This window comes from Jejudonia soesokkakensis, from assembly GCF_042664795.1.
Taxonomy (GTDB): Bacteria; Bacteroidota; Bacteroidia; order Flavobacteriales; family Flavobacteriaceae; genus Jejudonia; species Jejudonia soesokkakensis.
The window spans coordinates 270693-285114 of the sequence record NZ_JBHTBN010000001.1 but is presented as its reverse complement, the minus strand read 5'-3'; the positions used below and the strand labels follow the sequence as shown (position 1 = coordinate 285114).

At 36.4% G+C, this 14422-nt stretch carries 15 protein-coding genes; 11 read left to right on the top strand and 4 right to left on the bottom strand.

Annotation, left to right across the window (positions count from 1 at the left end; genetic code table 11):
- Nucleotides 1-137 precede the first annotated feature (137 nt).
- From ACFQO1_RS01335 to ACFQO1_RS01285, 11 genes are all read left to right on the top strand, one after another.
- Nucleotides 138-584: a hypothetical protein gene (locus tag ACFQO1_RS01335; protein ID WP_380215933.1), complete on the top strand. Its 447-nt coding sequence runs from the start codon at nt 138-140 to the stop codon at nt 582-584.
- A 66-nt stretch (nt 585-650) separates the two neighbouring features.
- Nucleotides 651-2873, top strand: a complete 2223-nt coding sequence (locus tag ACFQO1_RS01330; RefSeq protein ID WP_380215931.1) for a TonB-dependent receptor — start codon at nt 651-653, stop codon at nt 2871-2873.
- A gap of 57 nt (nt 2874-2930) precedes the next feature.
- Entirely contained in the window at nt 2931-3806 is an 876-nt protein-coding gene (locus ACFQO1_RS01325; RefSeq protein WP_380215929.1) for a RimK family alpha-L-glutamate ligase, read from the top strand.
- A gap of 83 nt (nt 3807-3889) precedes the next feature.
- On the top strand, nt 3890-4378 hold the full coding sequence (locus tag ACFQO1_RS01320) for an ATP-dependent zinc protease family protein (protein ID WP_380215927.1): 489 nt from the start codon (nt 3890-3892) through the stop codon (nt 4376-4378).
- Complete coding sequence (gene rimK / locus ACFQO1_RS01315) at nt 4375-5250, top strand: 30S ribosomal protein S6--L-glutamate ligase (protein ID WP_380215925.1); 876 nt, start codon at nt 4375-4377, stop codon at nt 5248-5250. The genes ACFQO1_RS01320 and rimK overlap by 4 nt, the downstream gene beginning before the upstream one ends.
- Nucleotides 5250-6242, top strand: a complete 993-nt coding sequence (locus ACFQO1_RS01310; protein WP_380215923.1) for a succinylglutamate desuccinylase/aspartoacylase family protein — start codon at nt 5250-5252, stop codon at nt 6240-6242. Before rimK ends, ACFQO1_RS01310 begins: the two co-directional genes overlap by 1 nt.
- The gene (locus ACFQO1_RS01305; protein WP_380216798.1) at nt 6242-6802 is read left to right on the top strand and encodes a 5-formyltetrahydrofolate cyclo-ligase; all 561 of its coding nucleotides are present in this window, start codon (nt 6242-6244) and stop codon (nt 6800-6802) included. Before ACFQO1_RS01310 ends, ACFQO1_RS01305 begins: the two co-directional genes overlap by 1 nt.
- 45 nt (nt 6803-6847) lie before the next feature.
- Nucleotides 6848-7126, top strand: coding sequence for a CD225/dispanin family protein (locus tag ACFQO1_RS01300; protein WP_380215921.1), 279 nt, complete (start codon nt 6848-6850; stop codon nt 7124-7126).
- 71 nt (nt 7127-7197) lie between these two features.
- On the top strand, nt 7198-7476 hold the full coding sequence (locus tag ACFQO1_RS01295; protein ID WP_380215919.1) for a CD225/dispanin family protein: 279 nt from the start codon (nt 7198-7200) through the stop codon (nt 7474-7476).
- A gap of 106 nt (nt 7477-7582) precedes the next feature.
- Nucleotides 7583-7882 (top strand): DUF2752 domain-containing protein, encoded by a 300-nt coding sequence (locus ACFQO1_RS01290; protein WP_380215917.1) that lies wholly within the window; start codon nt 7583-7585, stop codon nt 7880-7882.
- Between the two features lie 69 nt (nt 7883-7951).
- The gene (locus ACFQO1_RS01285; protein ID WP_380215915.1) at nt 7952-9088 is read left to right on the top strand and encodes a PAS domain-containing protein; all 1137 of its coding nucleotides are present in this window, start codon (nt 7952-7954) and stop codon (nt 9086-9088) included.
- Here ACFQO1_RS01285 and ACFQO1_RS01280 read toward each other — a convergent pair.
- From ACFQO1_RS01280 to ileS, 4 genes are all read right to left on the bottom strand, one after another.
- A complete protein-coding gene (locus ACFQO1_RS01280; RefSeq protein ID WP_380215913.1) occupies nt 9075-9695 on the bottom strand; it encodes a lipoprotein signal peptidase in 621 nt (206 codons plus the stop codon). The two genes, ACFQO1_RS01285 and ACFQO1_RS01280, sit on opposite strands and share 14 nt — an antisense overlap.
- Before the next feature lie 73 nt (nt 9696-9768).
- Nucleotides 9769-10401: a hypothetical protein gene (locus tag ACFQO1_RS01275; protein WP_380215911.1), complete on the bottom strand. Its 633-nt coding sequence runs from the start codon at nt 10399-10401 to the stop codon at nt 9769-9771.
- A gap of 57 nt (nt 10402-10458) precedes the next feature.
- Nucleotides 10459-10839: a TraR/DksA family transcriptional regulator gene (locus ACFQO1_RS01270; RefSeq protein ID WP_380215909.1), complete on the bottom strand. Its 381-nt coding sequence runs from the start codon at nt 10837-10839 to the stop codon at nt 10459-10461.
- A 22-nt stretch (nt 10840-10861) separates the two neighbouring features.
- A complete protein-coding gene (gene ileS, locus ACFQO1_RS01265) occupies nt 10862-14272 on the bottom strand; it encodes an isoleucine--tRNA ligase (RefSeq protein WP_380215907.1) in 3411 nt (1136 codons plus the stop codon).
- Nucleotides 14273-14422: the final 150 nt, after the last annotated feature.

Sequence of the window (14422 nt, the reverse complement as noted above, 5' to 3'; positions counted from 1 at the left end):
GATACTTGGTATTTTGAAAACCCGGGGGTAATTTAAATTCAATAGGTGTTAAAATAGGGTTAAACCTTAGGGTGCTTAAAATCTAAAGTACGCTCGAATGCGTAATTTTAACAAAGACGAGCAAAAGTCGAGAACCTATGACCCAATTTTTACGAAAAGAAAAATTTAAAAAAACAATGTTGGTCGCATTGTCAATGCTCTATCTCGTTACTCCGCTTCACACATCGATTCTGAAAGGATTTCATAAAATTGAACACTTTATTTCTCAAACAGCTTCAGACCATGAGCACGAACACAAAACGCATCACGCTCACGGGGAAGAACACCCACATGAACATAAAACAATTGCATTTGTAACCTCTATTTTTTCAAATCAACAAGTTGCACATACTTCTGAAACAAACTCTTCAGAAACAAACAAAGTAACTAAGATTTTATCTTTTGATAAGCATCTTACGCTGCAGGAATATGCTTCAGACGTACCTTTTGCAATAGACATCAAACATATATTTACGTATTCCGAAGCACATATTTCAACTATTTTAGAGCATACGACACCCCCTCCCGAACTACGCTTTTCATAATTTATTTCTATACCCGTTCTTACTAAAACGAATGGGGAATTTTTATTTACTTTAAACAAATTTTACATGAAAAGCATCTCATTTCTGGGTATGCTACTTCTTTGTGCATCTTTGCATTCGCAAAATCTCACGGGGAAAGTAGTTACCCAAACCAATACACCGCTACAGGATGTAGCTGTATACAATCAAACCAAAAATCAACATTCACATACCAATGCGCTGGGAATATTTAGCCTGGACGATGTGTCGGTGAATGATCAATTATATATTTCATATCTGGGATATGAACCCTTTATCTATTCTATTACGCAAGAAGATTTTTCAAAACAATTCACTATTACACTTGCGGAAGCGTCAATCTCTTTACGTCAAATCATTATATCGCCCGAAGTAAACCCTCTCAATCAAATTGTAAGTGTGGACCTCAAAAATAATCCTGTAAAGAATACTCAGGAAGTACTTCGTAAGGTTCCCGGACTTTTTATCGGGCAACATGCCGGAGGGGGAAAAGCAGAACAAATATTTTTGCGAGGTTTTGACATTGATCATGGAACCGATATAAGTCTTAATGTGGATGGTCTGCCTGTAAATATGGTGTCTCATGCGCACGGACAAGGATACAGCGACCTGCATTTTTTAATTCCTGAAACAGTAGATAATATCGAGTTTGGAAAAGGTCCTTATTATGCAGATCACGGTGATTTTACCACTGCGGGCTATGTAGATTTTAAAACAAAAAAACGCATACAAAATAGTTCTGTTTCTGTAGAATATGGAGATTTTAATTCTTTTAGAACCGTAGGCCTTTTTAATGTCTTAGACACCAAAAACAGCAATGCGTATGTGGCAACATCGTTATATACGTTTGATGGTCCTTTTGAGTCTCCTCAAAATTTTAACCGCTTCAATTTATTGGGAAAGTATAATTTTAACCTGCCAGGGAACCAGGAAGTTTCCCTAACAGCTTCTCATTTTCAAAGTAAGTGGGATGCTTCAGGACAAATTCCGCAGAGAGCAGTAGACTCGGGTTTGATAGATCGCTTTGGTGCTATCGATGATACCGAAGGTGGAAATACCAGTAGAACAAATCTTTTAGTCAATCATAAGAAAACACTTTCAGAAAACCGTCAATTAAAAACCACTGCTTTCTACTCCCATTATGATTTTGAGCTTTTTTCAAATTTTACTTTCTTTTTAGAAGATCCCGTCAATGGTGATCAAATCGCGCAACGTGAGGACCGAAACATATTTGGATTTCAAACAGCATATTCAGAAAAAATGAATTTTAGTGATTTTGATTTTGAATATACTGCGGGTGTGGGTGTTCGATATGATGATGTTAATGATGTAGAACTTTCAAGAACCGCAAACCGAAGTGAGATTCTTGAACGTCTGGCTTTTGGAAATGTGGATCAGCTAAATTCTTTCGGATTTTTAAATACTGAATTTGATTTTGGTGACTTTACCGTAAATCCTGCCCTTCGATTGGATTATTTTAAGTTTGACTATGAAAACTTTCTTTCTGAAACGTATGACAACAAAAGTGAAAGCAAGGTTTTTGCAAGTCCGAAGCTTAATTTCACCTATGCTGCGAATCAAAAGCTACAGCTCTTTTTAAAAACAGGAATAGGATTTCATTCTAACGACAGTCGTGTTGTGGTAGCTAATAGTGGCGAGGACATTCTGCCAGCTGCATATGGTGCAGACCTTGGAGGAATTTATAAAATTACCGATAAGTTAATCTTTACCTCGGCACTCTGGACACTATTTCTGGATCAGGAATTCGTGTATGTTGGCGATGCAGGTATCGTAGAACCCAGCGGAAAATCAAGAAGGCTAGGTGTTGATGCAGGAATCCGCTACGAAGCTTTGGATTGGTTATACTTTTTTGGAGATATCAATTATACCTATGCCCGCAGCACAGAAGAGCCCGAAGGTCAGGATTTTATTCCGCTAGCTCCAGACCTTACGTCAACAGGCGGTGTAACATTTTCCAATATTGGTGATTTTTCTGGCGGATTGAATTACAGATTCATTAAAGATCGTCCTGCAAATGAAGATAACAGTATCATAGCAGAAGGCTATTTGGTGACTGATTTTAACATTAATTACACCTATAAGAATTTTGTATTTGGAATTATTGTAGAAAATCTTTTTGATACCGAATGGAATGAAACTCAATTTGCAACAGAAAGTAGACTTTTTAACGAAGCTGAACCAGTAGAGGAAATTCATTTTACACCTGGAACTCCTTTCTTTGCAAGAGCAAAAGTTACTGTAAACTTTTAAGGATATAGAATTAGGCAATATTCTTTTTGTTACTTTAGCGACTGCGAAATAACAATTATGAATATTGCCATCCTTTCCCGGGGAGAGAAATTATACTCTACGCAAAGTCTTGTAAAAGCTGGTGAAAAGCGCAACCATGAAATGGAAGTGCTGGATCCTTCTTATTTTACAATTGTTACTGAAGACAGCAAAGCAATCATCTATTATCATAATGAAATTGTAGATGATCTACATGCTATTATCCCTAGAATTGGAGCTTCCAATACATTTTATGGTGCTTCTTTGGTTCGACAATTTGAAGCCGCTGGGATTTTTAGTGCAGTATCTGCCAATTCGATTATACATTCGAGAGATAAGTGGATGTCATTTCAGATCTTAACAAAGGCTGGTATTCCTGTTCCAAGAACTGCTTTGGGGCATCCTTTTTATAATGAGGATCTTTTAAAAACTTTTGGAGATTACCCTGTAATTATCAAAATTCTTGAAGGCACTCATGGCAATGGGGTTATTCTTTCAGAAAGTCCTAAAAATGCATTGGCAACTATTGAAACACTACAAACCAGTAATGTAAAGTTTGTAATACAAGAATATATTGCAGAATCTAAAGGAGCAGACCTAAGAGCTATTGTTGTGGACGGAGTGGTGGTGGCTTCCATGAAACGACAGTGCAAAGAAGGTGATTTCAGGTCCAATTTGCACAGAGGAGGTTCTTCAGAAGTAATACAACTCACCACTGCAGAAGAACATATTGCAATAAAATCTGCTAAAGCTTTACAGCTAGGGGTTTGTGGGGTAGATATCCTTCAGTCAAGTAGAGGTCCGTTAGTATTAGAAGTAAATTCTACTCCTGGACTTGAAGGGATTGAGAAAACCACAGGGAAAAATATTTCAAAAAGTATTATTGGGTATTTAGAACGCAATAAAACCCGATAGAATCATAAAACTTTCAGAAGAACGCCTTGAAACGCGCCGTTGGCATCGCAAATTTGTATCTTGCGATTTAAAATTTTTACTATTTGAGACGAAAAATTGGAAGGATAGATAAAGCAGATTTTCCTGCTCTGCAACTTAGCGACATTGATATTAAAATTGATACTGGAGCGTATACTTCGAGTATTCATTGTAAAAATGTGGTAGTTGAAGATAATTATCTAAAATGTAAATTCTTAGACAAGGATCATCCGGCATATCACAAAAAAGTATTCATTTTTGATGAGTATGATGTAAAGGTGGTCAAAAGCAGCAACGGACAAACACAAGCACGGTACCGTATTTTAACAGAAATTGAGCTCTTCGGAAAAACATTTCCTATTTATTTAACTTTAAGTGATCGAGAAGAAATGAAGTATCCAGTTTTAATAGGTAGAAAATTTTTACTAAAGAAATTTGTGGTCGATATTACACAAACAAATTTATCTTACAAGCTAAAGCAAAAAGAACTTAACTTGCCCAAAAATTCCAGTCCTAAAAAAACAGTTATTAAGAAGAAAAAAACGACAAAATGAATTTAAAAATATTATCTGCAAATCCTAATCTGTATTCTACAAAACGACTTATTGAAGCAGGTAAGAAAAGAGGACACTCGATTGAAGTGATCAATCATACCAAATGTGACATAGTCATGGAGAAAAAAAACCCAGTGGTCCTTTACAGAGGAAAGCAACTAGAACATGTTGATGCTGTAATTCCTCGAATAGGTGCTTCTGTGACTTTTTATGGAACAGCGGTTGTGCGTCAATTTGAAATGATGCGTTGTTTTACCACTACAGAGTCTCAAGCGTTGGTTCGTTCCCGTGATAAGTTAAGAAGCTTACAAATATTGTCGCGTGCCGGTCTTGGGTTGCCTAAAACCATATTTACAAACTACTCTAAAAATGTAAAGGAAATTGTAGAGCAAGCAGGTGGAGCACCTGTTATCATTAAATTATTGGAAGGAACACAAGGCATTGGTGTTATTCTTGCTGAAACGAAAAAAGCGGCAGAGTCGGTTATTGAAGCTTTTAATAACTTACAAGCAAGGGTGATTGTTCAGGAGTTTATTAAGGAAGCCGGCGGGGCAGATATTCGAGCGTTTGTTATAGATGGTCAAGTAGTTGGCGCTATGAAACGACAAGGTAAAGAAGGAGAGTTTAGAAGCAATCTACATCGTGGTGGTACCGCAGAAGTCATTGAACTTAGCGATGAAGAAGAGCGTGCTGCTTTAAAAGCTGCTAAAGCAATGGGGCTGGGTGTTGCTGGTGTCGATATGTTACAATCTGCCAGAGGACCCTTAATTCTCGAAGTAAATTCTTCGCCAGGATTAGAAGGCATTGAAAATGCTACCGGAAAGGACATTGCAAGCATGATCATAAAATATGCTGAGCGAAACGTAGACTAATGAAAAATAATAATCTCATCATTCTGGGGGAGACTATTAAACCTGGCCAAAGTAAAACCATCAACTTTAGCTTTGCAAAATTATATACCTCCACAAAAGTTGAAATTCCCGTCATTATTGAACGGTCCAAAAAAGCAGGGCCTACAGTCTTACTAACGGGCGGAATTCATGGGGATGAGATCAATGGAGTAGAAATTGTACGGCAGGTAATTGCAAAAAAAATTAATAAGCCTCGTATTGGAACTATTATTTGCATTCCAATTTTAAATATCTTCGGATTTTTAAATGCAGATAGAGCTTTTCCCGATGGACGTGACTTGAACAGATCTTTCCCTGGCACTAAAACTGGTTCTCTGGCGAGTAGGGTTGCCTATCATTTTACGAAAGAAATATTACCTCATGCTGATTATTGTCTTGATTTTCACACTGGAGGTGCCCAGCGGTTTAATGCACCACAGGTACGGATTAGTCCGGATAATGAGCAACTACTAGAATTATCTAATATCTTTAATGCTCCCTTTACAGTTTTCTCTTCAAATTTGAATAAAACCTATAGAAACACCTGTAATGGAATGGGAATCCCCATTTTATTATTTGAAGGAGGAAAGTCTCTAGAAAGTAATAAATATATAGTGAAAGAGGGTTTTGATGGCGTTGTACGTTTTTTAAACCATCTAAAAATGTTAGGAGAAGAGCATAAAATAGTAGAAGCCAAAAAACCTCCTGTTCTTATTGAAAAAAGCAGGTGGATACGTGCACAAAGAAGTGGTTTGTTACATGTAAAAATTGATTGTAATAAATACGTAGAAAAAGATGAGTTTCTAGCTACTATTACAGATCCTTATGGGACCATGCGCTTTAAGGTTACTGCACCAAACGCGGGGTATATTATAAATGTAAATCATGCTCCAATAGTTAATCAAGGAGATGCTATTTTTCATATCTCTACTGAAAAAACGGATCCTAAAGGAGTTTTGGAAAGTGGTGAATGATGGATAAAAAAACCTTACGAAAAAAATATTTCGCACTACGCAAACAGGTATCCAATTCTGCTATTGAAGAAATGAGCCTGGAGATAGCAAATAAGTCGTTAGAGCTCCCGATCTGGGGGAAAACTAATTACCATATATATTTACCTATTTCTGAAAAAAAAGAAGTCAATACAGAATATTTGCTTCATATTCTTCAGGGAAAAGATAAAAGTGTTGTCATTTCAAAAGCAAATTTTGAAACTATGAAAATGACTCATTTTTTATTACAAGAAAATACAGTGCTGGAAACTTCCGCTTACGGAATAACAGAACCAAAAGATGGATTTGAGGTTTCCCCTTCACAAATTGAGGTCGTTTTTGTACCGTTGCTCGCTTATGATACCTTCGGAAACAGAGTAGGATATGGCAAAGGCTTTTACGATCGTTTTTTGGCAGAATGTGAAACTACAACTCAATTTGTGGGGCTTTCATTCTTTCCGCCTGAAGAAAAAATACTCCATGAAAACATAGATATTCCTCTAAATTATTGCATTACGCCCGAAAAAATATTTATGTTTTAAAAAAAGCTAGTATATTTAAATCTTAATATTAATCAACTAAGTAACATGGAAACACAAAACAATCCAGCTGGTGCTCCGCCAGATAATAATTTGGTATGGGCAATTTTAGCAACAGTTTTATGCTGCTTACCATTAGGTATCGTAGCTATTATTAAGTCAACTAAAGTAAAAGAACTTTGGATGGCAGGTGATCACGCAGGAGCACAAAAAGCTGCTGATGATGCAAAAAAATATTCAATGTGGGCTGCGGGAGCAGCAGCAATTGTTTGGGTACTTTATATTTTATTCTTCGTAGTAATCGGTGTTGCCGGAGGAGGATTTTAATCTAAAATAGAAATTTACAGCACCCTTGCCTCGATTAGGAAAGGGTGTTTTTTTTGTCCTATATTTGTGTAATGAATGTAAATCCCCACGGACCTCCGCCAGAAAATCATTTAGTCTGGGCTATCTTAACGACTGTTTTATGCTGCATGCCACTTGGCATAGTTGCTATTATAAAAGCTGCTAAAGTTGAACAATTATGGTATCAGGGACGCTATGAAGAAGCACAGAAAGCCGCAGATGATGCTAAGAAATTTTCGATATGGAGTGCTGCCAGCATTGGTATCCTATTATTTTTATATCTCATAGTAATTTTATTTGCTTTTATCATTCAAATTGCTGCTAACTCCTAAGAAAATACTCGTTATTACAGGTTCAGGGCTAGGTCTCATCGGCTTTTTTTTACTCTATTATTTCTATAATCCGTCCTCAGATTCCTCCTTCTTTCTTTCCTGCCCAATGCGCACCATAACTGGTTTTCACTGTCCAGGTTGCGGCTCTCAACGTGCTTTGCATCAATTATTTCATCTTAAATTTTTAAGTGCTTTTAGGCTAAACCCTTTTATGGTACTTTCATTACCAATTATTCTTTATGCATTAGGGCTTCGGGTATATAATTACGTGAACGAAACCCAATACCGAGTTTGGTTTTTTTACAATTCATGGTTTATCTATGGATACTTTGGTATAGCAGTTATATATTGGGTCTTACGCAACCTTCCTTACTATCCATTTTACCTTTTGGCACCTACCGAATAAAAAATATTGAAAGATTTTACTTACAAATTGTATTATTTATAGTATATTTCGACCATAAAACTTATGTAAATGAACTTCTTATTACAGAAAAGGAGTAAATTCCTTGCTAAAGAAGAGCAACCTCACATAAGCAATAGCTTAGCTTCTTCAAATTTTTACTATAAAGAAACAGCCCGTCTTACAGGTTCTGGAGGATGGAGCATTGATTTTTTAAAAAAAACTACATTTTTAGATCCTCAAGCTAGAAAACTCTTACTAATCCCCGAAGAGTTCCAACCAACCCCTAAAAAACTCTTTCTTTTTTACGCAGAAGGTCACCATAGAGAAAATGCTATTGAAATTTCACTAGCTTGTAGCAAGGGAGTTCCTTTTAATACTGAAATTAAAATGAGAACTTATTCAGGGACCACTTTTTGGGCACATACTACTGGAAAGCCTGTGTTTAATTCTCAGGGAGAAATCATTGGTATGAGAGGGGTTTTTAGAGATATTGATAAAGAGTTTCGCAAGAAAAAAGATCTTAATCGTTCTCTAAAAACAATTGCTTCGCAAAATAAGCGCCTGCTTAATTTTGCTAATTTGGTTACACACAATATACGATCTCAAGGCAGCAATCTTCAGCTAACTTTAGAGCTTTTAAAAGCAGCAGAATCAAAATCTGAAGAAAAAGAGCTTATTGCAAATCTGGAACATATTTCAGAAAGCTTAAATAACACAATTGAAAGTCTTAATGAGATTGTAGATATTCAGTCTAAATCTACGCAACCTTTAGAACGGTTAGATTTAAAAGATTATTTAATCAAGGCGAAACGGAAGTTACATGATGAAATTTCAGAAACAGAGATTTTCTCAGAGTTTTCTGAAGTACCCAAAGTGAATTTTAATCCTGTATTTTTAGAGAACATTTTTACGTCTATTCTTTCTTATTTATTAAGCAATAAACGAGATGGAAAAGTGCTGGTTATAGATGTGTATACTTATAAAGAAAATGGTAAAAAACATCTTGTCTTTAAAGATACCAGAGGTATTCTTGAAATCAATGAAAACCCAGAAGACCTATTTACAGTTCATAGCAATCCAGAAAACCTCGAGAATTCGACCAAGCTAAACTTATTTATTCTTAAAAATCAAATTGAGTCCCTTAACGGAAAAATCAACGTTAGCTGCGGAAATCAGGAAAATTTGATGTTTACTATTCAGTTTTAACTTCTTCTTCTTTTTTAGGAAAAGCTCGCTTATTAAAAATAATAAGCAAAATAACACCAATACTAATTGAAGCGTCTGCGATATTAAATACGGGTTCGAAAAAGGTAAAGTATTCTCCTCCCCAAAATGGAATCCACTCTGGCAGTACGCCGCTCCACAATGGAAAGTATAGCATATCTACTACTTTTCCATAAAACACGGGGGCATACCCTCCTGCTTCAGGAAAGATGTGGGCAACCTGAGCATTGCTTCCGTCGAAAATAAGTCCGTAAAAAACCGAATCAATAATATTCCCAAAGGCACCTGCAAAGATTAGAGCAATACAAACTGTAAGAATTCTGGAAGCATTTTTCCGAACAGAATCCCATAACCAATATCCAATCCCGACTATAGCAACCAATCTAAACAAGGTTAAAATAAGTTTTCCGTAGGTGCCTGGAATTTTAGCTCCCCAGGCCATTCCCTCATTTTCTACAAAGTGAATGCGAAACCAATCAAACACACGAATTTCCTCTCCTAAAGCGAAATGTGTTTTAATGTAAATTTTAGAAATTTGATCAATTAAAAGAATAAGTATGATCAATAAAGCGGCTTTTTTAAGAGACATAGGTTGTAAAAGGTAAACTATTATAACAATGGGATTCTCAAATTATTTTATGAGAATACTGGCAAAAATAACACTATTTTTCGGTTTGTTGTAATACGATATCTCCTCTTAGACTATACGCCTCTATCAAAAATCTATTCCCGTCTGGTAATTCATTGATTTCAGTTCCAAGTTTTGAAAACAGAGTTCCAGAGACATCAACGGCACTTGCCTTTACCAATATGTCTCCTTCGTTAGTTACCAAAGTTGCATTTCCTATAAAATTTGTCAGGGTACACTTTCCGTTTTCTAGGGAAACATCTACAAAGTTATACAAGCCATCAATAGTTAGATTTGCAATATCTGAAATAACTCCTACCACCATTTGGTGAGGCACCTTTATAACCAAACTTACCGACTCTATTTTATGGGCTGCTAGCTTATCATTATCTTTTTTAAAATAAGGCGAAAACGCACTGCTTATGGAGAGTGCGTTCTTTATAATTTTTGTAGCAATCATCATGCTTTCTGAATATTCACCTTCAATGTTTGAAATAATTTCGATTGTATTTCTTTCTTCGGAAAATATTTCGATTTTAAAAATACTCGTACCATCAATAGAGAGCTGTGTAATTTGTTGAGCATCTATTTCTTTCTGAAGAATTTTCTGCGCAGCAGATTCAGAAATAATAAAAACAAAAAATAGAAGGACGAGTGTTTTCAGCATAAAAAAAGCCCTAAAGTATTTTTAGGGCATGTGTAAAGTTTCTGTCTGCAAAACCAATTATTGCATATTCTTTGCCTCAATACTTAAGGTAGCATGCGGCACTAGCTTTAATCGTTCAGGATTGATTAATTTTTTGGTCACACGGCAAATTCCGTAGGTTTTATTTTCAATACGAATCAGTGCGTTTTTAAGGTCACGAATAAACTTCTCCTGACGAATAGCCAGTTGTGATGAAGTTTCTTTACTCATTACTTCACTTCCTTCATCAAAGGCTTTAAACGTAGGTGAGGTGTCATCTGTTCCGTTATTACTATCGTTTTTATAAGCACTTTCGATCAATTCAAGTTGAGCTTGTGCTTTTTCAATTTTATCCAAAATGAGAACTTTAAATTCGTTAAGTTCCTTATCACTGTATCTGGTTTTAATATCTTCTGCCATAATCTGTTCTGTTTAATGGGTATTACATCTGGTGTTTTTTTAGTTTTAGTTTTGTGGTAATATCATCAAAAGCAATTTCTGTTCCGTTATTGATATTTTCTTCAAATGCTAATACCTCGGTTAGGGTTTCTTGTTTAATATATTCTAAATTCGCTGTAACTGCAGATTTTAGTTGCGCATCATCTTGTAATGTTACTTCTACTCTATCGGTTACTTCAAATCCTGAGTCTTTTCTTAAATTTTGAATTCTGTTCACCAGTTCTCTGGCGATACCTTCATTTCTTAACGAAGGGGTTAACGTGATATCTAACGCAACGGTTATTCCATCTGCATTGGCAACCAACCATCCCTCAATATCCTGAGAACTAATTAGCACATCATCCTGCATCAAGGTAACAATTTTTTCGTTGATTGTGAGTGGAAATTCACCATCTTTTTCAAGAATTGCAATAGCATCTTGATCAAACTGCTGAATAGCAGCTGCTACCGCTTTCATATCTTTTCCAAAACGAGGCCCAAGTTTCTTAAAATCAGGTTTTATCTGCTTCACCAATATTCCTGAACCTTCATCGATCAATTCAATTTCCTTGACATTTACCTCACTCTTTATAAGGTCTGCAACTGCTTCAATTTCTTTTTTTGATGCTTCATCCAACACAGGAATCATAATCTTTTGAAGTGGCTGACGTACTTTTAGTTTTTCTCTTTGTCGTAACGATAATACCAAAGACGATATTGTTTGTGCCTTTTGCATCTTTCGCTCTAACTCTGTATCAATCATGGATGGATCTGCTACAGGAAAATCGCTTAAATGTACACTCTTTTTACCTCCCGTAGTAGTTGCCGTAGTTAAATCTTTGTACAATCTATCCATAAAAAATGGTGCGATTGGGGCTCCTAGCTTTGCCACAGATAAAAGACAGGTGTATAAGGTCTGATAGGCAGAAATTTTATCCTCTCCATAACTTCCTTTCCAGAAACGTCTTCTACTTAAACGTACAAACCAGTTACTTAAATTTTCCTGAACAAATTTAGAAATTGCTCTAGCTGCTTGGGTAGGTTCATAATTATGATAAGCATCGTCTACCGTCTTAATTAAAGTATTTAATTCTGAAAGAATCCATCGATCAATTTCGGGTCTTTTTTCTGAAGGTATATTCGCTTCAGTATAGTCAAAATTGTCAAGATTAGCATACAAACTGAAGAAACTGTAGGTGTTATATAACGTTCCGAAGAACTTATTACGCACCTCAGCTATTCCTTCCAAATCAAACTTTAAATTATCCCACGGATTAGCATTACTAATCATATACCAGCGGGTTGCATCCGGACCATAAGTTGCCAGCGTTTCAAACGGGTCTGCAGCATTCCCAAGGCGCTTGGACATTTTTTGTCCATTCTTATCGAGCACCAATCCATTACTTACCACATTTTTATAGGCCACATCATCAAAGATCATGGTCGCTATGGCGTGTAAGGTATAGAACCAACCTCTTGTTTGATCAACTCCTTCTGCAATAAAATCGGCTTTTCGCCAGGTATTTTCTACTTTCCCTTTATTTTCAAAAGGATAGTGCCATTGCGCATAGGGCATCGAACCACTATCAAACCAAACATCAATAAGATCTGCCTCGCGTCTCATGGGTTTTCCGTTTTCTGAAACTAATACAATCCCATCGACTATATTTTTATGAAGATCTACTTTGTCGTAGTTTTCTTCGGAAAAATTGTCCACTTCAAAATCTTCAAAGATATCTTCAGCCATAAATCCGGCCGCCACAGATTTCTCCATTTCAGCTTTCAATTCTTCTATAGAACCTATAATGATCTCTTCTTTTCCATCTTCGGTACGCCATAAAGGCAATGGGATACCCCAGTATCTAGAACGTGAGAGATTCCAGTCATTTGCATTCGCCAGCCAGTTGCCAAAACGACCTTCTCCAGTCGATTTAGGTTTCCAGTTAATGGTTTCGTTTAATGAGTGCATTCGGTCTCTAAAGTTGGTCACTTTAATAAACCAGGAATCTAACGGATAGTATAAAATTGGCTTGTCGGTTCGCCAGCAGTTAGGATAACTGTGCACATATTTTTCTACGTGAAATGCTTTATTGTCGGTTTTTAATTTAATTGCCAGCTCTACATCCACACTCTTTTCTGGCGCTTCACCATCCTCATAATATTCGTTCTTAACATACTTCCCACCTATATCACCAAGATCTGCTCTAAACTTTCCTTGTAAATCTACCAACGGAACTAAATTACCATTTTCGTCTTTTACCAAAAGCGCCGGAATTTCAGGTACTGCTTGTTTTGCTACTAAGGCATCATCTGCTCCAAAGGTAGGTGCAGTATGAACGATACCGGTACCGTCTTCGGTTGTAACAAAATCTCCTGCAATCACTCTAAAAGCATTTTCTGGATGGTCGTAAGGTTTTGCATAATCTAGCAACTGCTCATATCGAATCCCAACCAGTTCACTTCCTTTACACTCTTTCAGAATTAGATAGGGTATTTTTTTATCTCCCTGTGTGTATGCGTCAACTACATCCTCATTTTCGGTCGCAACATACTTTCCTCCAAATTGCTTTCCGACTAAATTCTTAGCCAGAATCACATTTATGGGCTGGAACGTATATTGATTATACGTTTTTACTAGTACATAATCAATCTTATTTCCTACCGTCAATGCCGTATTACTCGGTAAAGTCCACGGAGTTGTGGTCCATGCTAGAAACCAAATATTATTGCTTACCTCTCCAAGAAAATCAGGTAAGGTTTCTGCCATCGCTTTAAACTGTGCAACTACGGTTGTGTCGGTTACATCCTGATAGGTTCCTGGCTGATTTAATTCATGTGAACTTAACCCAGTACCTGCTTTGGGTGAATAGGGCTGAATAGTATAGCCCTTGTATAGTAAATCTTTGTTATAAATTTGTTTGAGCAACCACCAAACTGTTTCCATATATTTAGGCTTATAGGTTACATACGGATCATCCATATCTACCCAGTACCCATATTGTTCGGTTACTTTATTCCAGACATCTGTATAGCGCATCACTGCTTTTCTACACGCAGCATTATATGCTTCAACAGAGATTTTTTTACCAATGTCTTCTTTGGTAATTCCTAATTCTTTTTCGACCCCTAATTCGATAGGTAATCCATGCGTATCCCAACCAGCTTTACGGTCAACTTTAAAGCCTTTCTGGGTCTTATACCTACAAAAAATATCTTTTATTGCACGCGCCATGACATGGTGAATCCCTGGTAATCCATTTGCAGAGGGGGGTCCTTCAAAAAACACAAAAGGCGTGGCTCCCTCACGAATGGCAATACTCTCTTCGAAAATGTTCTCACGTTTCCAAAAATCGAGTATTTCTTCGCCTACTTTAGGAAGGTCTAAGCCTTTGTATTCCTTAAATTTTGTGCTCATAAAGTATTGTCTTTCAATCAGGCTGCGAATTTAAGGAATTTTGAATAAAAAAGAACCACTATCATCAAATGAAAATAGTTCGCAAAGACACATTTTACACACCCTTAATTTATACATTGAATTTTATATCTTTAGCAACCACTTTAATCT